At 69.0% G+C, this 19,092-nt stretch carries 21 protein-coding genes; 12 read left to right on the forward strand and 9 right to left on the reverse strand.

Annotated elements, in window-relative coordinates:
- The first annotated feature begins 29 nt into the window (after positions 1 to 29).
- The gene (locus ACYVF6_RS29325) at positions 30 to 1,376 is read left to right on the forward strand and encodes an FAD-binding oxidoreductase (protein ID WP_460525837.1); all 1,347 of its coding nucleotides are present in this window, start codon (positions 30 to 32) and stop codon (positions 1,374 to 1,376) included.
- On the opposite strand, the gene ACYVF6_RS29330 is transcribed toward ACYVF6_RS29325, so the two are convergent.
- From ACYVF6_RS29330 to ACYVF6_RS29340, 3 genes are read right to left on the reverse strand one after another with little or no spacing between them, the layout of a single operon-like run.
- Positions 1,366 to 1,905: a SecDF P1 head subdomain-containing protein gene (locus ACYVF6_RS29330; protein ID WP_460525838.1), complete on the reverse strand. Its 540-nt coding sequence runs from the start codon at positions 1,903 to 1,905 to the stop codon at positions 1,366 to 1,368. The two genes, ACYVF6_RS29325 and ACYVF6_RS29330, sit on opposite strands and share 11 nt — an antisense overlap.
- A gap of 40 nt (positions 1,906 to 1,945) precedes the next feature.
- The gene (locus ACYVF6_RS29335; RefSeq protein ID WP_460525839.1) at positions 1,946 to 2,959 is read right to left on the reverse strand and encodes a glycoside hydrolase family 26 protein; all 1,014 of its coding nucleotides are present in this window, start codon (positions 2,957 to 2,959) and stop codon (positions 1,946 to 1,948) included.
- Positions 2,960 to 2,977: 18 nt separating this feature from the next.
- Positions 2,978 to 3,979: a LacI family DNA-binding transcriptional regulator gene (locus ACYVF6_RS29340; RefSeq protein WP_460525840.1), complete on the reverse strand. Its 1,002-nt coding sequence runs from the start codon at positions 3,977 to 3,979 to the stop codon at positions 2,978 to 2,980.
- Between the two features lie 151 nt (positions 3,980 to 4,130).
- Between ACYVF6_RS29340 and ACYVF6_RS29345 the strand changes: the two genes are divergently transcribed.
- The 5 genes from ACYVF6_RS29345 to ACYVF6_RS29365 are packed head-to-tail and all read left to right on the forward strand — an operon-like array spanning position 4,131 to position 8,991.
- A complete protein-coding gene (locus ACYVF6_RS29345) occupies positions 4,131 to 5,429 on the forward strand; it encodes an ABC transporter substrate-binding protein (protein WP_460525841.1) in 1,299 nt (432 codons plus the stop codon).
- A gap of 11 nt (positions 5,430 to 5,440) precedes the next feature.
- Positions 5,441 to 6,541: a mandelate racemase/muconate lactonizing enzyme family protein gene (locus ACYVF6_RS29350; RefSeq protein WP_460525842.1), complete on the forward strand. Its 1,101-nt coding sequence runs from the start codon at positions 5,441 to 5,443 to the stop codon at positions 6,539 to 6,541.
- Complete coding sequence (locus ACYVF6_RS29355; RefSeq protein WP_460525843.1) at positions 6,538 to 7,587, forward strand: mandelate racemase/muconate lactonizing enzyme family protein; 1,050 nt, start codon at positions 6,538 to 6,540, stop codon at positions 7,585 to 7,587. The genes ACYVF6_RS29350 and ACYVF6_RS29355 overlap by 4 nt, the downstream gene beginning before the upstream one ends.
- Before the next feature lie 60 nt (positions 7,588 to 7,647).
- Positions 7,648 to 8,547: a hypothetical protein gene (locus ACYVF6_RS29360; protein ID WP_460525844.1), complete on the forward strand. Its 900-nt coding sequence runs from the start codon at positions 7,648 to 7,650 to the stop codon at positions 8,545 to 8,547.
- Between the two features lie 30 nt (positions 8,548 to 8,577).
- On the forward strand, positions 8,578 to 8,991 hold the full coding sequence (locus ACYVF6_RS29365) for a PNPOx family protein (protein WP_460525845.1): 414 nt from the start codon (positions 8,578 to 8,580) through the stop codon (positions 8,989 to 8,991).
- 175 nt (positions 8,992 to 9,166) lie between these two features.
- Here the strand turns inward: ACYVF6_RS29365 and ACYVF6_RS29370 are convergent, their stop codons facing one another.
- The 4 genes from ACYVF6_RS29370 to ACYVF6_RS29385 all read right to left on the reverse strand — a co-directional run bounded on the left by ACYVF6_RS29370 (position 9,167) and on the right by ACYVF6_RS29385 (position 11,618).
- Positions 9,167 to 10,411 (reverse strand): transporter permease, encoded by a 1,245-nt coding sequence (locus ACYVF6_RS29370; RefSeq protein ID WP_460525846.1) that lies wholly within the window; start codon positions 10,409 to 10,411, stop codon positions 9,167 to 9,169.
- Between the two features lie 24 nt (positions 10,412 to 10,435).
- On the reverse strand, positions 10,436 to 10,798 hold the full coding sequence (locus ACYVF6_RS29375) for a hypothetical protein (RefSeq protein WP_460525847.1): 363 nt from the start codon (positions 10,796 to 10,798) through the stop codon (positions 10,436 to 10,438).
- Between the two features lie 136 nt (positions 10,799 to 10,934).
- Complete coding sequence (locus ACYVF6_RS29380) at positions 10,935 to 11,216, reverse strand: hypothetical protein (protein ID WP_460525848.1); 282 nt, start codon at positions 11,214 to 11,216, stop codon at positions 10,935 to 10,937.
- A gap of 216 nt (positions 11,217 to 11,432) precedes the next feature.
- Entirely contained in the window at positions 11,433 to 11,618 is a 186-nt protein-coding gene (locus ACYVF6_RS29385) for a hypothetical protein (protein ID WP_460525849.1), read from the reverse strand.
- A 299-nt stretch (positions 11,619 to 11,917) separates the two neighbouring features.
- Between ACYVF6_RS29385 and ACYVF6_RS29390 the strand changes: the two genes are divergently transcribed.
- Complete coding sequence (locus tag ACYVF6_RS29390) at positions 11,918 to 12,763, forward strand: helix-turn-helix domain-containing protein (protein WP_460525850.1); 846 nt, start codon at positions 11,918 to 11,920, stop codon at positions 12,761 to 12,763.
- Positions 12,764 to 12,785: 22 nt separating this feature from the next.
- On the opposite strand, the gene ACYVF6_RS29395 is transcribed toward ACYVF6_RS29390, so the two are convergent.
- Positions 12,786 to 13,565: a phytanoyl-CoA dioxygenase family protein gene (locus tag ACYVF6_RS29395; protein ID WP_460525851.1), complete on the reverse strand. Its 780-nt coding sequence runs from the start codon at positions 13,563 to 13,565 to the stop codon at positions 12,786 to 12,788.
- Between the two features lie 582 nt (positions 13,566 to 14,147).
- A complete protein-coding gene (gene pdxR / locus ACYVF6_RS29400; protein WP_460525852.1) occupies positions 14,148 to 15,569 on the reverse strand; it encodes an aminotransferase-like domain-containing protein in 1,422 nt (473 codons plus the stop codon).
- Between the two features lie 73 nt (positions 15,570 to 15,642).
- Here pdxR and ACYVF6_RS29405 point away from each other — a divergent pair, with 73 nt between their 5' ends.
- Genes ACYVF6_RS29405 through ACYVF6_RS29425 form a run of 5 tightly spaced genes read left to right on the forward strand, consistent with a single transcriptional unit; the run spans position 15,643 to position 19,090 of the window.
- The gene (locus ACYVF6_RS29405; protein ID WP_460525853.1) at positions 15,643 to 16,257 is read left to right on the forward strand and encodes a mycothiol-dependent nitroreductase Rv2466c family protein; all 615 of its coding nucleotides are present in this window, start codon (positions 15,643 to 15,645) and stop codon (positions 16,255 to 16,257) included.
- A gap of 1 nt (position 16,258) precedes the next feature.
- Positions 16,259 to 17,554, forward strand: a complete 1,296-nt coding sequence (locus ACYVF6_RS29410; RefSeq protein WP_460525854.1) for an MFS transporter — start codon at positions 16,259 to 16,261, stop codon at positions 17,552 to 17,554.
- Complete coding sequence (locus ACYVF6_RS29415) at positions 17,551 to 18,114, forward strand: methylated-DNA--[protein]-cysteine S-methyltransferase (RefSeq protein ID WP_460525855.1); 564 nt, start codon at positions 17,551 to 17,553, stop codon at positions 18,112 to 18,114. The genes ACYVF6_RS29410 and ACYVF6_RS29415 overlap by 4 nt, the downstream gene beginning before the upstream one ends.
- Positions 18,114 to 18,839 (forward strand): 2OG-Fe(II) oxygenase, encoded by a 726-nt coding sequence (locus tag ACYVF6_RS29420; protein ID WP_460525856.1) that lies wholly within the window; start codon positions 18,114 to 18,116, stop codon positions 18,837 to 18,839. Before ACYVF6_RS29415 ends, ACYVF6_RS29420 begins: the two co-directional genes overlap by 1 nt.
- A complete protein-coding gene (locus tag ACYVF6_RS29425; RefSeq protein ID WP_460525857.1) occupies positions 18,836 to 19,090 on the forward strand; it encodes an Ada metal-binding domain-containing protein in 255 nt (84 codons plus the stop codon). Before ACYVF6_RS29420 ends, ACYVF6_RS29425 begins: the two co-directional genes overlap by 4 nt.
- Positions 19,091 to 19,092: the final 2 nt, after the last annotated feature.

Consider the following 19,092-nt stretch of genomic DNA (forward strand, 5'->3'; position numbering starts at 1 on the left):
CTAACCCGATCCGGGACAGGCTGGGATCCATGACGCGGATACTCCACCCAGCCGACCCCGGTTACGACGACGAACGCACCGGCTTCCAGCGCGCATGGCGTCATCAGCCGGGCGCGATCGCGGTCGCCGACAGTTCTGCCGATGTACGGCATGCCGTCGATCACGCGAACGAGCAGGGCCTGGCCATCGCCGTACAAGCCACTGGGCACGGCCTCGCGCACCCCGCCGACGATGGCGCGCTCCTGATCAGCACTCGGAACCTCGCCCGCGTCGAGGTCGAGCCGGGCACCCGCACTGCTCGGATCGAGGCCGGCGTGCGCTGGGAGCAGGTGATCGACGCCGCCGCGCAGTTCGGCCTGGCGCCGCTGTCCGGCAGCGCGCCGCACGTGGGCGCCGTCTCGTACGTCCTCGGTGGCGGGCTCGGCCTGCTCGGGCGCCGCTACGGCTACGCCGCCGACCACGTTCGTTCGTTCGAGGTCGTGACCTCTGATGGGCAGCTGCGGTCGGTGAGTCCGGACTCCGAACCGGATCTCTTCTGGGCACTTCGCGGCGGGCGCGACAACTTCGGCGTCGTGACCAGCATGGAGATCGACCTGCTGCCGGTGGCCCAGCTCTACGGCGGAACGCTGGCCTTCGCCGGCGAGCAGGCGTCCGACCTGTCGTCGGCCTACGTCGAGTGGACAGCGGGCCTGCCCGACGAGCTCACCTCGTCGATGTCGCTGATGACCTACCCCGACTTTCCCTCGGTCCCGGAGCCGCTGCGCGGCAAGTACGTCGCGTCGATCCGGCTCGCATACACCGGAGATCCCGCCGAGGGCGAGCAGTTGATCGCGCCCCTGCGCGCGGTCGGCCCGCGGTTGGTCGACCAGGTGGAGGAGCTGCCGTTCCAGGCGTCCGGCCAGATCTACCGCGACCCCACGCAGCCGCACGGTTTCTACGGTGTGCACAACGCGATGCTGCCGAGCCTGGACGCGGCGGCGCTCGACCGCCTGCTCGACCTCACCGGCCCGGGCGCCGATGCTCCGTGCATCGTCGAGGTACGCCACCTCGGCGGTGCGCTGAGCAACCCGCCCGCGGTCGCGAACGCCGTCGGGCACCGCGAGGCGAACTACGTCGCCCGTGTGCTCTCGCCGCTTGTCACCGAAGACGCCGACACCGACACCGCCCGAGCCGTACACGAGAAGGCTTTCGAACATCTGGAGCCGATGTCAATCGGGCGTTGCCTGAACTTCGTCTACGGCCCTCTCACCACCGACGAGGTACGCACCGGATACACGCCTGCCGACTACACCCGCCTGGCAGAGCTGAAGCGCCGCTACGACCCGGCCAACACGTTCCGGCTCGGCCACAACATCCCGCCGGCGCTCAGCGCCTGATCCGCTCGACCAGCTCGCGAGCGCTTTGCTGCGTGAAGTTGCCGGCGATCTGAATCTCCCCGCCGGGAATCGCCTCCATCACGGCCGGCGCCGACACCACCTTGCCGTCCACCACGACGGCCACCTGGTTACGCGGAGACTGCTCCTTGGCCAGCCGCCCGGTCAGGTCACCGAACGCCTTGGCATCCTCGGGATACAGCGTCAGCATGACAGCGAACTCAGGGCTCCCCTTGGTAACCCCGGACTTGATGTCCTTGACCCGTTCGATCGAGATCGTCTCCTCGGCCAGGCGATAGCACTGCGTCCCCTCGACATCGCCGACCATGCCGGACGCGCAGGGCGCGGGAGCCACCTCCGTGACCGGACGAAGCTGGAGCGGCTGCCCGAACGTGGCCGGCGTGACGGTGCTCGTGGGCTTCGGCTCATCGTCATCGCCGACCAGTTTCCGCAGGCCAGGCCCGATGCCGCAGCTGCCAAGAGCAGCGGTGAGAACAAGCGCACCTGCGATCCAGGCGACCAATCGACGCATCTCCGCCTCCGTCCAACGCCGTTGGCCTGAATCATATGGCTCAGCCGATCCAGAACTCGCCCTGGTTGAGCACTCGCGGATGGAAGTACGCCGCCTGGATCTCGGCGTCGCTGTTGTTTCCGCGTAGCTGTTCCGACCACACCATGAAGTAGCTCCAGCGCGGCTGGCCGGTGAGCAGGGCGTCGTTCGGCACCTTTCCCAGCTCGCCGATCGCGATCGGTTTGCTACCGGCGATCGAGCGGATCTGGTCGTAGTCGGAGGTGCTCGGGTGGCTCTTGTACCAAACGTCCAGGCTCACCACGTCGACGTAGGAGCTTCCGGGGTAGTAGCTCGCCCAGTTGCCCGCCGGGTTGTCCTGCACGTTCCAGACCCAGATCAGGTTGTCCAGGCCACGGGTGCCTGCCAGGTAGTCCTTCGTGATCTGGAAGAGCCGCGCGCTGCCGCCTGGTCCGGGCCGGTTGCCCCACCAGTTCCACGACTCGTTCATCTCGTGCAGCGGGCGAAACAGCACCGGCACCCCGGCGTTCTCGAGCTGCTGAAGGTACGGCACCACCTCGTCGAGCCGCCGCTTCCAGGCGTTGTTGAGTGCCGTGCCGTCGGTGATGATCCGGCTGAACTGCTGGCTGGTGATCGAGCTCTTCACGCCACCTTCGAACGCACACGAGCTGCCCATCGTCGGCGGGCAGACGTGCCACGTGAACGCGACCAGCGAGCCGTTGTTCCACTCGGTCTTCGCCTGGTCGATGACCAGCTGGCGGTTCGCGACGTCGGCCGCGTTGAACATCAGCTCACCGCCCCAGAGGCCTGGATACTGGCCGGTGACGGCCTTCACCTGGGCCGTGTATTGCGACGGCTGTGTAGCCGGCTCCTTGTTGTGCTGACCCGAGACGATGTGGTTGCCGGTGATCGAGCTGAGATAGCCGAGCACCGCCTGCTTGCTGCCGGGCGGGAACGCCGCGGCCCCGGGCGCGTGGGCGGTCGAGGTTCCGAACGCCGCGATCGTGCACAAAACGGTCGCAAGCAAGGCATGCTTGCGCGAACGGGACTTCAGCATGCTTCCCTCCAGTAGGTCTTACCGAAGTGGTCGACTGCTTTCCCTGACGACGAGCTCCGCGCGTTGCGTCACGGTGAAGACCGGATCGGCAATGTGCGCGATCCGGTGTCGCAGCAGCGACACGGCCAGCCGGCCCATCGCCCGCTTGTCGATCGCCACGGTGTCGAGCCTCGGGCGTACGAAGCTCGCCGCCGCCACGTCGTCGAAGCCGACGACAGACACCTCCCCTGGCACGCGATCCCTCAACTCCGCGAGGAGGTTGAGCGCCACGTCGTCGTTCGCGCCGACGAACGCCGTCGGCGGGTTCGCCCGGCCCAGCGTGGCGATCGCCGCCGCCACACAGTGATCCGGTGCGTCGTGGTGACCGTCGACGAACCGCGGTTCGAGCCCTGCCGCGCGTATCGCCGCCTCGTACCCCTGCCGGCGTTCCAGGATCGACGGGAACGCGTCAGGCGTCGTGCCGACCAGCGCGATCCGTTCGTGGCCCAACTCGATCAGCCGGTTGGTGGCGGTGGCCATGCCGCCGGTGTTGTCGCTGACGACAGTGCAGAAGCTGTACGGATCGGCGGCGTACCCGTCGACCAGCACCACCGGCCGGCGGGCGAGCAGCCGCGCGGACCTCTCCGACAGGTAGGCGCCGAGCACGAGCAGCCCGCGCACCTCGTCGGACGTCACGAGCCGCGGCACCTGAACCGGGTTGAAGTGCTCGTCGACCGGCATCGCGTCCAGGCGTACGTCGATCCCCCGCGCGATGCACGCCTCGGTGATACCGGCGATGACCGGGCCGTAGAACGCGTTGGTCTCTGCGACATCGTGCGGCCGCGCCTTGACCAGCAGCCCGATACTGTTCACAGCGCGAGCACCCGTACGCGTGCGGTAGTCGAGCTCGTTGGCGACATCGAGCACGCGCCGCCTCGTGTCATCGCCGACGCCCGGCTTGCCTCGCAACGCGAGCGAAGCCGCGGCGAGCGACACGCCTGCCCGCTCGGCCACATCGGTCAACGTCGCTCGGGTGCTCACATTCGCAAGCTAAAACCCGCGAAAGAGCTGGTCAATGCTTTCAGTGAATTTTAGTTGTCGCTGACCGAAGTCCGGCATCGGACGCGTTCGTACGCCGGCTAGTGAATACGTACCCTTGACCCTTCCCGCGACCACGCCTAGCCTCCGGAACATGCTTACCCGACGAGGCTTTCTGGGAGCTTCCGCAGCCACTCTCGGGGCCGCAGGTGTCGCGGGAATCGCGGGGTGCGGCAACGGTGGTTCGGCGGCAGGCGACGGCAAGAACATCACGTTCCTCAACTGGGATCCGGTCGCCAAGGGCGAGCCGCTCTCCAACGCGGTCGCGGCCTTCGAGAAGTCCAGCGGCCTCCAGGTGACGGTCCAGCCGGCGCCCACCACCGACTACGACACCAAGCTGCTCACGATCATGTCCTCGGGCGCGACGCCCGACGCGATCCGGATCAACGACGACTACGTGCTGGGCTACTCGCAGAACGACGCGCTGCTCGACCTCAACGACTACATCAAGCGGGACGGGCTCTCGGAGTCCGACTACTTCGAGCACCCGTACAAGTTCCCGATCCAGCAGGACGGAAAGCACACGGCGTGGGCCTCCGGCACCCAGCCCAACCTGGTCTTCTACAACGTCGACGCGTTCAAGCAGGCCGGTCTCGACCTGCCGCCGACCACCTGGACCGACGACGGCTGGAAGTGGGACGACTTCCTCGCCGCGGCGCGAAAGCTCACGATCCCCGGCGAACGCTGGGGCGTGCTGGCGTTCGACGACACCAGCTCCGAGACGACGTTCACCGTCAACAACGGTACGGACGGGATCTACTCCAAGGACGGCAAGCGATTCACGCTCGCCGACGAGGCCAGCGTCGAGGGCATCCAATGGCTGGCCGACCTTTCCCTGAAGCACAAGGTGCAGCCACCTTGGGAGGAGATCCAGGGCGGCGAGAGCAACCCCGACTTCGCGCTGTCGATGTTCGCCACCGGAAAGGTCGCGATGATGACGCGCAACTTCGGCTCGGCCGCGTACATGCGCGAGAACGTCAAGGACTTCGCCTGGGATCTGGCACCAATTCCCGGAAATCTCAGTCACAAGACGATCGCCACGCTGATCGTCTGGGCGATTCCCGCGAAGGCGAAGAACCCTGACGGCGCGTGGAAACTGCTGCGTTCGTTCACCGATCCGGCGGGCGCGAAGGCACTGGCCGAGCAACGGGACCTCGTACCCGCGAACAAGGAGGCGGCCAAGCTGCTCGAGGCCAAGGGCACCACGCCGGCGCACCTCGCGCTGGTCGTGGAGGCGGCCGAGCACGGCGTCAACGAGAACTTCAACCCGCACATCCAGGAGGCCAGGGCGCTGTACCGGCCGCAGCTCGAGCTCGTTTTCCTGGGCCAGAAGACCGCCAAGCAGGCACTCGAAGGCGTCAAGGGTCAGGTCGAACGGGCACTCAACTCCTAGCGAGGTCTTCCATGCGCGTCACCCAGGTCGAGTCGATCGTGCTGCTCGGTCAGTACCAGCTGATCCGTGTGCACACCGACGAAGGCGTCACCGGCGTCGGCGAGGTCAGCCCGATGAACGTCGCCGTCACGCACACCATGGTGGAGCAGGCGCTCGCGCCGCTCGTCGTCGGCGAGGACCCGTCGGACATCGAGCGGCTCTGGCACAAGATGTTCCACAAGCCGTACAAGCTCGGGCCGATGGGCGCTCACCTCGAGGCGATGGCCGGCATCGACATCGCGCTGTGGGACATCGCCGGCAAGGTCGCGAACCAGCCGGTCTACGCCCTGCTCGGTGGTGTGTTCCGCGAGGCGCCGGAGGTCTACGCCAGCTCGATGCAGCGCGGCATTCCACCAAAGGAGGAAGCTGCCCGGGCCGTGAGCTTCCAGGAGCAGGGCTATCGCTCGTACAAGATCCACTCGGCGACGCCGTGGATGTACGACGACGGCTTCGACCAGACGCTCGACACCGTACGCGAGATGCGCGCCGCGGTCGGCGACGACTTCGACATCCTCGTGGACGTCAACAACTCCTACTATCCGCACACGGCGATCAAGATCGCTCGCGGCCTCGAGAAGTACGACGTCTGGCACTTCGAGGAGCCGCTGGCCGCGCACGACCACGACGGCTACGCCGCGCTGGCCGCTGCCGTCGACATCCCGATCGCAGCCGGCGAGCAGGAGTACACGCGCTGGCAGTTCCGCGACCTCATCCTGCACGCGAACATCGACATCCTCCAGCCGGACGTCATCAAATGCGGTGGCATCACGGAGTTCAAGAAGATCGCCGCACTGGCCCAGACGTTCAACAAGCCGATCACCGTCCACAACACGCAACCCACGGTTGGCACCCTGGCACACTTGCACCTGTGGATCAGTACGCCGAACTGCGTCTACCCGCAGGAGTACAACATCGAGCCGCACCCGCTACGCGACGACTGGCCGATCTGGCAGGAGCCGGTGCTGGTGTCGGACGGCCGGATGCGCGCACCCGACCGGCCAGGCCTGGGTGTCGAGCTCGACGAAGCGGTCGTACGCAGGCTGGCAGCCGTCGGGAAGGGTGAGAAGCCTTGAAAATCAAGGAAGTCCGGGTCTCGTACCAGCAGCGTCCGCATGCGGAGAACCCGATCCGGGACGCGTTGCAGACGCTGACCGGCGGTGGCTCGGTCACGGTCGAGATCTCGACGTCCGAAGGACTGGTGGGCGTCGGCGGCTCGTCGTTCGGGCGTGGCGACGGTGCACCGAAGACACTGGCGGTGCTGATCGAGGAGGAGCTCGCACCGCTGCTGGTCGGGCAGAACGCCGGTGCGATTCCCGCGCTCGTCGAGACGATGAAGGCCGAGACCGAATACCACGGCACGGCCGGGCTGGCGACGTTCGGCATCAGCGCGGTCGACGTGGCGCTGTGGGACCTGCTGGGCAAGGCGCACGGCGTGCCCACCTACACGCTGTGGGGTCCCTATCGCGACCGTGTTCCGGCGTACGCCATGGTCGGCTGGTCCAACTACTCTCTCGACGAGCTGCGCCGGCAGTGTGCCGCGGCTGTGGAGCAGGGCTTTCGCGGCGTGAAGATGAAGGTGGCGGCCGGTTCGCTGGAGGATGACGTCCAGCGGATCGAGGCCGTCCGCGCGGAGATCGGCGCCGGCGTTCCGTTGATGGTCGACGCCAATCAGGTGTTGACGGTGCCCGAGGCGCTGCGGCGGGGCCAGGTCTACGAGTCGTACGACGTGACGTGGTTCGAGGAGCCCGTGCGGGCTGACGACTTCGACGGCTACGCCGAGCTTACCCGGCGGCTCACCGTGCCGATCGCGGCCGGCGAGAACCTCTACAACGCCAGGCAGTTCCGCGAGTTCTTCGAACGGCGCTGCTGCGACATCGTGCAGCCCGACCTGCGCCGGGCCTGCGGACCGACCGAGATCCGGGCGGTCGGCGCGCTGGCGGCGGCGTTCGACGTGCCGTACGCCTCGCACGGTGGCGGGACGGCCGCGCTGAGCCTGCTGATGTGCGCACCGACTGCGGTCTGGCTGGAGACCGGCCTCCGTTCCGGGGCGGATGCTTATCCCCGGCTGGAGGACGGCTGCGCGCTGGCGCCGACCGGTCCGGGATTCAGCTGGGCCTGACCGGCTCGCGTGGCCGATCTGTTCAAGACCTCCGTGCCGTTCTTGGGCAGGCTGGGTGGCATGAGCATCGATCTGACCGCCGCGGCGGCGTTCATGTCCACGCACGCCCGGCTCCTGGACCGCCGGCGCTTCGAGCTGCTGGCACATCCCGACGACCCTGACCTGGCCCGGCTCACGCTGGCCGCGTTGGAGGCCTACCGCAACGACGACGGCGGGTACGGCTATGGGCTCGAGCCCGACCTGCGTTCGGCATCGAGCCAGCTCGGCGGCGCCGGGCACGCGTTCGAGACGTTCGCGGAGGCCGCGCCGGCCGTGACCACCCCGCGCGCCATCGAGCTGTGCGACTGGCTGACGACGATCTCCCTGCCGGACGGCGGCGTGCCGTTCGGCCTGCAGGTGGACGACCCGGCCGGCTGCGCGCCGTTCTGGGCGGACGCCGACCCCACGGTCTCGTCGCTGCAGATCTCGGCGTTCGTCGCGCTGAACGCGCACGCGCTGGCCAAGCGGGACAGCGCGGTCGCCGCGCATCCGTGGCTGGAACGTGTCACCGACTACTGCTTCGACGCGATCCGCGCGCTGGACGAGGAACCGTTCGCGCTCATCCTGGCGTTCTGCATTCGGCTGCTCGACACGGTGTACGACAGCCGGCCCGAGGCCGCCGAGCTGCTCGACAAGCTGGGACGCTGGGTTCCGGCGGACGGGCGCATCCCGGTGGTCGGCGGCGCTGAGGGCGAGACCCTGCGAGCACTGGACCTCGCACCCGAGCCGGACAAGCCGGCACGTGCCCTGGTCAGCAAGGCCGTCATCGACTCCGAGCTGGAACGCGTGGTGGCCGAGCAGCAGGACGACGGCGGCTGGCGCGTCGACTTCGACAACTATTCGGAGGCCGCTGTCCTGGAGTGGCGTGGTTTCGCCACGGTGTCCGCGATTCGGACGCTGCGGCTGAACGGCTTGACCTGAAGTTTGGTTGAGGTAGCAGGCTGGGATCCCATGACGTTCACGAAGACCGAGCTCGAGTACCTCATCGACCAGCCGCTCGCCCGCGTAGCGACGATCGGACCGGCTGGCGAGCCGCAGGTCAACCCCGTCGCGTACTGGGTCGACACCGAGGCGCACACGATCGAGTTCAGCGGGCCGTTCCTCGCGCGCTCGCAGAAGTTCCGCAACCTCGCGGTCGACCCGCGGATCTCGTTCGTCGTCGACGACATGGCCGACCACCCGGTCGGGCCGGGCGGCCAGACCGGCCGCGGCATCGAGATCCGCGGGGAGGCCGAACTGCTCAGCCTCGACCAGCCGCCCCGCGAAGGCTTCAGCCGCCAGCTGATCCGGATCCATCCGACCCGCGTGATCGCGTGGAACCTCGACGGGCCCGGCCCGAACCGGCGAAACGTCACGCCGGCCTAGGGGGTGTCCTGCAAGTGTCGCCGGGCTGCGGCGGCCCTGGCCCCACGCTGGCTGCGTTGGACGAAGATCGCCCGTATGACCGATACGAACGACTCCGCCCGCCTTGCCAGCCCGGCGCCATGACCGTCCTCGCTATCCACCGACACTTACAGGACACCCCCTAGGCGTATCGACTTCAGCCGCCCCAGAGGCGGAGCCCCAGCCAGAGCGCCAGCACGCCGGCGACCAGGCCGGCCGGCACCGTCAGCGCGCCGAGCCTGGTGAACTCCCAGCCGGTCGGCCGGATGTCACGTACGTGCAGGATCTGCCGCCACAGCAGGGTCGCGAGCGAGCCGGCGTAGGTGAGGTTCGGGCCGACGTTGACGCCGATCAGCATCGCCAGCACCAGGCCCGGCGCGTGCCCGACCGCGGGCAGGAGGAGCAACGTGGCGGGCAGGTTGTTGACGACGTTGGCGAGCACCGCGCCGAGCGCGGCCGCCGCCAGCAGGCCGAGCAACGTGGTGGAGTCCGGGGCCAGCCGGCCGACCAGCCCACCCAGCCCGTGCTCGCGGATACCCAGCACCACCACACCGAGCGCGAGCACGAACGCACAGAACGCGGGATTCGCCTCGCGGACGATCCGGGTCGCCTCCACCACCGGCTTGCGCACCAGCCGGGGCACAGCGAGCGCCACCGCTCCCAGCACCGCGACCAGTACCGGAGGAATCCCGAACGGCTCTCCCACCGGGAACGCCACGAGCGTGAGCCCGAGCACGACCAGCGGATACATCGGGGCCGCTCGGCGGGTGGGCGGATCCTGGTGGGCCGCCGGAACCGCGCGCAGGTCAGCGGCGTAGAAGCGACGGAAGATCACGTACTCCACCGCGATCACCGCGAGCCACGGCAGCGCCATCAGGGCGGCGAAACCGCCGAACGACAGTCCGCTCGCGGCGAACGCCAGCAGGTTGGTGAGGTTGGAGACCGGCAACAGGAGCGACGCCGAGTTGGCCAGATGCGTGCAGGCGTACAGGTGTGGACTCGCCGGCACCTTCAGCCGGCGTACCGCTCCGACCACGACGGGCGTGAGCAGGACCACAGTCGCGTCCAGGCTGAGGACGGCGGTCACGGCGGCGGCGATGCCGAACACCAGGCCGAGCAGCCGGATCGCAGTGGTGCCGCCACTGGTGAGCAGCGAGCCGAGGTAGTCGAAAACGCCGTCGTCGTCGGCCAGGTGCGCGATCACCAGCATCGCCGCGAGGAAGCCGACGGTGGGCGCGAGCCTGGCCAGCTCGTGCAGCGCGGCTCCGGGCGTGACCAGCCGAAGCACGACGGTCAGGGCCGCGGCGGGCACGGCGGCGACGGCTTCGGGTAGCCGTTTGGGCCTGGCCACCGCGAACCCGAGAACAGCGGCCAGCAGGCCGAACGCAAGAACCCCTTGCACTCCGGGAAGGCTACGTCGGCAGTGCTAACCCGCAGGCCCGGGCAGCAGGACGCGCGTCAGCTCCTGGACGACCTTGAGCTGGTCGAAGACGCCGGCGATCACGGTGCCATCACCGTAGGTATAGCGCCAGGCGCCGGACTCCGATCCGGGATCGCAGCGGACGACGATGCCGGTGCACGGGCTCTCGGCGCTGTTCCAGACCAGCAGGCCGGTCCAGGTGCGCCGGTGCTCCTCCGTCGTGGACTCGCCGGACTCAGCGGGCTCGGCAGGCTCGACGAGTTTGGTGCCGAACGTGCCCATCCGGTTGAGGAACCGGTCGAGGCGCTTGAGGTGGAAGGCGCGTTGCTGCTGTTCGTAGGTCGGGGCGGGCATGGTTCCTTCAGGCATGCGGAAAGAGTTGGTGAGCCTCCGGGAGCCCGGGAAATGAGGGCTGCCGTCGCGGCGGGCACTCGGAATCCGCGACGGGTAGACGCAGCGTCAACATCCGGGCTCCCGGAGGGGTCTTGGTGAGGTTGGGTCGTGCTCAGCGCAGGAGGTTCGGCAGGTATCCGGACTCGACGGCGTGGTCGAGCTCGGGGTCCTCGGCGCGCAGGGCGCGGACGACAGGGCAGGCGTCCGGCCACGGCTGGTGATCGGCGGCGCAGACGCGGGGACGCCAGACGGGGAGCGGGAACACCAGGAGGCGGCGCTCGAACTGCCAGCCGCCGACCGGGTGGTGTCGGCGGAGCAGCCAGGCGCGTACCTCGTCCAGGCCCGGATCGGCCGGCCGGAGCGGAGCGCGGAGAGCGGCGAGCCAGTGGCTCATCGATTTCTGTCCCTTCCATGGTGTGTCCCGGAGGAGGGCGACGGGGGGCACCGCTCCTCCGGGACGGGATCCCGGTGCACGCCTTTGCAGGCGATGGCGTGCACCGGGCGTTGAAGCCGGGCGGGGCGCTGGATATGGCCGTCACGTACGCGCCGCCGCCCGGCGGCTTGCTGTCGGCGAGGCAGGCGAAGGTTGCCGGCGTCGCCGATACCCGGATCAGGGAAGCTGTGGGTGGAGTGGGGTGGCCGGACCTCTCGGGTCGTTGTCCACTCCTACGCGTTGAGCCGGCACCACGCCGGCTCTCGCCAATCCGCCGACGGCGTGGAAGTCGATCACCCATCCGTCAGGCGGCGACGCCTCGGCAGCAGCCGGCCTCGCGGCCTCGTCGCCGTCGGCTGTCATGGCTTTCTCCCCTTCGTGCTGGCACAGCGCAGCAGCCACCACAGCTCGTGGTGGTTGCCATTGACGGTGAGCGGCCTGCTCTCAAGGCACGGCCGCCCGGCAAATCCGCAGGTCATCCGGACTACACAGACGGGTCGGCGAACAGCGCTCGCCCGGTTTCGTAACTGCCTGGCAACTGGCGGTAGTCAGATCGTGCACCGTCCGGAGAATCTTGTCAAGTGAATCTGCGGTAGCCGCAAAATGCGGCTACGTCTGATGACGTTGCACGCAGAGTGCCGGGAGGTATTTACTCTGTTGCCATGCGTAGAACCACCGGCCCCATCGCGGCCCGCAAGCTGATCGGCCGGCAGCTGCGCCGGCTCCGTGACTCCAACGGCGAGAGCCAGGCGAAGGCCGCGAAGGTGATCGGCCGATCCGTCGACACCCTGCAGCGCATCGAGCGCGGCGACAGCTCGGTCGGGCGTTCCGACATCATCGTGCTGTGCGCCGAATACGACGCGCCCGCCGAGATCCGCGAGCAGCTCCTCCTGATGCAGGACGCCCAGCGCTCGAAGTCCTGGTGGGAAGACTTCGCGCCCGACGCCGGCCTCGCCCTGACCGTCGAGCTCGAGTCGACCGCGAACGTCATCGAGCAGTACGACCACTTCTTCGTGCCCGGGATCCTGCAGACCGAGGACTACGCCAAGTGCGTCATCCACGCCGTCGAGCCCGACAGCACGCTCGAGGCGATCGAACGGCAGTCCGAGCTGCGCCTCAACCGGATCGGCCGCCTGTTCTCAGGCGACGACCAGCCCCATGTCTCCCTGATCATCGAGGAGATGGCGCTGCGCCGCCGGGTCGGTGACGCCGACGTGATGCGCCAGCAGCTGCGCCGCCTGCTCGACCCGCCGGCCGGATGCGAGGTGCGCGTGATCCCGTTCGAGGCCGGCGCGCATCCAGGCTTCGTGTCGTTCACGGTGTTCAGCTTCGACGAGGCGTTCCTCTCGCCGGTCGCCTACGTCGACGGCGTCGCCCGCGGGCAGGTCCTGTTCGACGAGGAAGACGACGTACGCACGCTCCAGCAAAACTACGCGCAGCTGCGCAAGCTGGCCCTCAACCAGGTCACGTCCAGCGAGCTGATCACGCTGATCCTGAAGGAGTGGTGAACCCTGCCCCGTCGCCGCCGGGTCACGTCCAGGCCTCGGAGCCCCGGAACGGGTAGCTCTCGCCCTCGACGTAGGCCGGCCGCGGCTGGCACTCGTTGACACCCTCCGCGCCACGCAGGTGGAACGCGCTCGGCCACGGTGGGTTGTCGGTGAGGATCCGTGTCGTGCTCGGGATGTACCGGATCGTGAGCCCGCACCGCCGGTTCGGCGAGGTGTTCGCGTTGCTCCCGTGCACGATGTTCGGATGGTGCACCTCGACGTCACCAGGCGCCAGCACCATGTCAACCGCCTGTGACTCATCGACGTCGACCGCGATCTCCTTGCCCAGGACGTTTTCGACCTCGTTCGCGTCGCGCATCGCCGCGAAGTCGGTCTTGTGCGAGCCGGGAACCACGCGCACGCAGCCGTTCTCCGGCGTCGAGTGGTCGACTGCCAGCCAGAGCGTCACCACCCGCATCGGATCCAGCGGCCAGAACGCGCCGTCCTGGTGCCACAGCACCGGCTGCCCGGAGAACGCCGGCTTGCTGATGTAGTGCGAGGCGAACAACGCGATGTCCGGCCCGACGAACGCCTGCGCGATGTCGAGCAACCGGTCGTCGCCGATCAGCCGTACCCAGAACGCGTCACCCGGCATCAGCTGGTTGCCCAGCGCCTCCGGCCGCAGCTCCGGATGCTTCGCCTGCAACCAGGAAACGTGCCCGTCCACCTCCGCGACCAGCTCCGGGTCGATCACGTTGCGGAAGATCGCGTACCCATCCCGCTCGAACTGGTCGAGCTCCTGCCGAAAGTCCGTCGCCTGCATTTCGCTCCTTGCTCCTCAGCCAACGCCTACGCCATCGCTCCGAAAGCACCGCGAAGCCACGAGCCGGCAGCGTCACGCGATACGTTCCGCCAGAGATCGGATCCCCTGCCCGCCCATCCAATACGTCGATCGGCACCTGGTCGAGGGCGATGCCGATATTGGCAAGCTCGACCGCGACCGTCTGCGGTGCCGGATCGTGCAGTCGGTCGATGTCGTAGTTGTCGGTCGCGCCGAGCCCGGCCCACGGCGTGCGCGAACCCTTGTACGGCGCGGAGATCTCTGTCCCGTGGTAGCCCTGCTCCTTCAAGTCGTCGAGCTGATCGGTGATCTCGGTGAGCTTCGTTCCGTAGTGCTTGGGGAAGTAGCGCCGCATCGGTCCGGACCGCTCGATCCAGCGGCGGTTCTCCAGTGGGGAGCCGTTGCCGAACACCTTCAGTTCCTGGCTGCACGGCCAGTGCCCGCGTGCGGACGGGCCGTTGATCGTAAGGCGAAGATAGCGATAGGTACCGGAAACGACGTCGCGAAACACCCGGCCGGCTGCGCCCGCGCCGACCGGCGGTCACCAGGTGGCAGCCTGGTGGCTCACGGCCGGTCGCGGACAGCGGCCGAGAGCTGGCGCAGGCCCGCGTTGACATCGGCGGTCCGGATGGCACCGATGCCGACGACGACGCCGTGCTCCGCGGGCTCGGCATCCGCGTAGGCCGCGAGGCTCTCGACGCGGACACCGCGGTTTGCGGCAGCCGCGAGCACCTGGCCGACGTCGAGCTGGTCCCCGATCGTACGGGTGCAGATGTGCAGGCCCGCGGCCGACGGGACCAGCCGCAGCACGTCGGAGAGCTTCGTGGTGAGGGTCTCCGTGACGAGCTCGTAGCGCGCGGCGTACTCCTTGGTCGCCTTCCTGACATGCCGCGCCAGCAGGCCCTCGTCGATGAAGCGCGCCATCGCGGCCTGGGTCGTGAGGTCGCCGTGCCAGTCGGCGAGCTGTTTGGCCGCCAGCAGCGCACGCTGCAGCGACTCCGGCGCCACCAGGAAGCCCAGCCGCAGCATCGGCAACAACGTCTTCGAGAACGATCCGACGTAGATCACCCGGCCGCTGCGGTCCAGGCTCTGCAACGGCTCCAGCGGTCGCGCGCCGTAACGGAACTCGCTGTCGTAGTCGTCCTCGATCACGACCGCGTTGTGGCGCTCGGCCCAGGCCAGCAGCGCGGTCCTGCGCTCCAGCGACATCGGCGTTCCGAGCGGGAACTGGTGGGACGGTGTGGTGTAGACCAGCCGCGCCTTCGACGGGAGGTCCCGCACCGACAGGCCCTCGTCGTCGACCGGCACGCCCACGACTCGCGCGCCGAGCGAGCGGAACAGCAGCCGCGCGGGTGGGTAGCCCGGATCCTCGACCGCGACGCACGTGCCGGGCTCGATCAGCACCCGTCCGATCAGGTCGAGCGCCTGCTGCGCACCCTGTGTCACCAGCACGTCGTCTGCGCGGGCGCGTACCGACCGTGACACTCCGAGGTAGCGGGCGATCCCCTCGCGTAGCCCAGCGTGGCCGACGGGATCGGCGTACGTCGCTGCCCGTAGTGCTGCCGGGCGCAGGGCCGCGCTGACCAGCCGGCGCCAGGTCGCGAGCGGGAACAGCTCCACGTCGGGCACGCCGACGGTGAAGTCGTAACGGACCTCGCGCTGCGTCCGGTCGACCAGCACCGGGTCTCGCCAGCGCCGAACCGGCTGAACCACCGAGCCGCGCGGCGCGGCCCGGGCCAGCTCGCGCGAGGCCCGCGCGACGTAGGTGCCGGCTCCGACCCGGCTGGTCAGGAAGCCGTCGGCGGTGAGCCGCTCGTACGCGACGGCGACCGTGTTGCGCGACACCTGCAGGCTGCGTGCGAGCTCCCGGCTCGGTGGCAACCGCTCACCCGGAGGCAGCCGACCGTCGAGGATCGCGTCGAGCAGCTGACGGTAGATCCGGGCGGCCAGATCACCCCGGCCGGCGAGGCTGATGTGCGGATCCATACGCGATTGGCCCAATCAGCTGGACGTGGATTGGCCCTTTGGTTCGGCCAATATCCACTCTAGCGTGGTGGCCATGACGCGAGTGGACATGTGGTTCGACCCGAAGTGCCCGTGGGCGTGGATCGCCTCCCGGTGGCTGCTGGAGGTGGAGCAGGTACGTGACGTCGACGTGCACTTCCACGTACTGAGCCTCGCCGCGCTCAACGAGGAACGCGAGGTCGAGGCCTGGTACCGCGAGTGGCTGGACACGGCCTGGGGTCCCGCGCGAGTGGCGATCGCGGCCGAAAGAAAATGCGGTAGCCGCAGTTTGCGGGACCTGTACACCGCGCTGGGCGCACGGATCCACCTCCGCAAGGAGCCGCTCACGCGCGAGCTGTACGCCGCAGCACTCACCGAGGTCGGACTGCCGGTGGAGCTGGCTGACGCTGCCGCGAGCACCGAGTTCGACGAGGCGCTGCGCGCGAGCAACCGCGCCGGACTGGAGCCGGTCGGCGAGGACCTCGGCACGCCGGCGCTGCATATCACGGCGGACGACGGCACCACGACGGCGTTCTTCGGCCCGGTCGTCACGCCGACGCCGCGCGGTGAAGCGGCCGGCCGACTGTGGGACGGCGTGCTGCTGGTGGCGGGCACCGACGGGTTCTTCGAGCTCAAGCGCGCGCGTACGCGCTCGCCGCAGGTCGGCTGACATGATGCTCCCACCGGCCGGACCGCCGCGCGTACTCGCGCTCGCACAGCTGACGAACGCGATCGGCGACGGCGCCTACCTCGTCTGTTCGGCGCTCTACTTCACGCTCGTGATCGGCTTGTCGCCGGCCCAGGTCGGGCTCGGGCTGACGCTGGCGTGGGCGATCGGCGCGGTTGCGGGCGTCTGGCTCGGACACGTCGCCGACCGGCACGGACCACGCGGAACGACCGCCGCGCTGGCGTTGTGCACGGCCGGGTCGGTGGCCGCGTTCTTGTTCGTACGGTCGTTCGGGCTGTTCGTCGTCGCGGCGTGCGCGTACGCGATCTGCCAGTCCGGGCTGAACGCATCCCGGCAGGCGTTGTTCGCCGGGCTCGTCGCGCCGGAACGGCGGACCGAGCTGCGCGCGCACCTACAGTCGGCGGCCAACGCCGGGCTTGCGATCGGTGCGGCGGCCGGCGGGATCGCGTTGCAGGCTGGAACGGCGAACGCTTACCTCACGATGTTCGCCGCGGACGCGGCAGCGTTCGCGCTTGCGGCGTTGCTGATCCTGCGGTTGCCGGTCGTCGCCGGCACGGTCAATCGCAGTCAAGCAACGATGCCCGGTTCGAAGCTGTCGGTTCTGCGCGACCGGCCGTACACCGTGGTCGCGCTGCTCAACGCGGTGATGCTGCTGTACATGCCGATGCTGGGCATCGCCGTACCGTTGTGGATCGCACAGCGCACCCACGCGCCCGCGTGGCTCGTGTCGGTTCTGCTCGTGCTCAACACGCTCAGCGTGGTGCTGTTCCAGGTCCGGATCGCCCGCAGGGTAAGGAGTTCAGCGCTCGCGACCCGGTTCAGCCGGCGGGCCGGCTGGGTCATGCTGGCGGCCTGCCTGACGTTCGCGCTCGCCGCGGCCAGATCCTCGGCCTGGGTCGCCACCGGCGTGCTGCTGGTGGCCGCCGGCCTGCAGGTGCTCGCCGAGATGATGCAGGGCGCTGCGGCCTGGAAGGTCAGCTTCGACCTAGCTCCGGCGGGCGCCCACGGGCAGTACCAGGGCCTGTTCGGCAGCGGCGTCGCGGTCGCTCGGATGGCAGGGCCCGCCTTGCTGACAACGCTGATCCTCGGCGGCGGCATCGCCGGCTGGCTCGGACTCGGCCTGCTTTTCGTGGCCGCCGGGACCGCCTTCGGAAGCGCCGTCCGCTGGGCCGAGCGCACCCGCCGGGTCGCGATACGATCGCTACTTCGCGCGCGACTGAACGCCATGTCCGATTCCCGCCAGGTTCTGCCGGTGCGGCGGGCCAGACTGGACGCATGACGTACTACACGACGATCGACAGCCCGCTCGGCGACCTGCTCCTGGTGGGCGAGAAGTCGGCCACCGCACCCGGCGGAACGGCGATTCGTTCACTGTCGATGACCGGGCAGCGCAGTGCTTATCCGGCCCCCGCGGGCCGCGCCCGCATGGGCCCACCCCGCTCCTACCGGCCCGCGATCCGCGACGACTGGCAGCGCGACGACCAGGCGTTCGCCGAGGTACGCCGGCAGCTCGACGCGTACTTCGCCGGCGAGCGCCAGGAGTTCGACCTGGAGTTCCGCACTCACGGCTCGGAGTTTCAGGAGCGCATCTGGCAGGCGCTCGACGAGATCCCCTACGGCACGACGACGACGTACGGCGAGCTCGCGACGCGGCTCGGCGTTCCGCGCGCCGACGTGCGCGACCTCGGTGGCGCCATCGCGGCGAATCCGCTGCTGGTGTTGCGTCCCTGCCATCGTGTGATCGGCAGCGACGGCACGCTCAAGGGTTACGCCGGCGGCGTCGAGCGCAAGCGTACGTTGCTCGAACACGAAGGCGCGCTGCAGGAGGCCTTGCTGTGATGACTGCGACAACCACGACTGCTGCGACAGCGAAACGCGTCGCCGGCAACGACTGGCCGGCGCTGGCGGCAGAGCTCGACGCCTACGGCTGCGCGCTGACCGGACAGCTGCTGACGCCGAAGCAGTGCCGCGACCTGGCGGGGTTGTACGACCAGGATCTCTTCCGCACAACGGTGAACATGGCCCGGCACCGGTTCGGCTCGGGTGAATACCGCTACTTCGCCGATCCACCGCCGCCCGTCGTCGCGGAGCTACGCGAGGCGTTCTATCCGTACCTGCTCGAGATCGCGCGCGACTGGTGGCAGCGGCTCGGGCGGGAGACGCCCTGGCCGGACGACCTCGACGCCTGGCTGAAGCTGTGCCACGAGGCCGGGCAGGAGAAGTCCGCGCAGATCCTCCTGAAGTACGGCGAAGGCGACTGGAACGCCTTGCACCGTGACGTCTTCGGCGAGATGCTGTTCCCGCTGCAGGTCGTCGTCGGGCTCGACGAGCCGGGCGCCGACTACACCGGCGGCGAGTTCCTCCTGGTGGAGCAGCGCCCGCGCGCCCAGTCCCGCGGCACGACCACGGTCCTGCCACAAGGCCACGGGCTGATCTTCACCACGCGAGACCGCCCGGTGAAGTCGTCCCGTGGCTGGTCGATCGGCCCGGTCAAGCACGGTGTGAGCACCGTCCGGTCCGGCCGCCGCCACACGCTCGGCCTCGTCTTCCACGACGCCGCATGAGCGCCTACACACTGCTCGATGCCGATGGCCGCCCGTACCACAGTGCCGATCCCGGCACGCTGGGCGGCCATCAGCGCAACCGCATCTACGGCCGCCTCGACTGCCCGTCCGCCCTCCGCGCGATCGCCAACGGTGGCTACGTCGACCAGCGCGTCTTCTTCCCCGACGAACCCACCGCGATCGCGGCCGGCTACCGGCCCTGCTCGGTCTGCCTGCCCGCGGAGTACAGGCGGTGGCGTGACGCCGGTTGAGC

It is taken from the genome of Flindersiella endophytica, assembly GCF_054779015.1.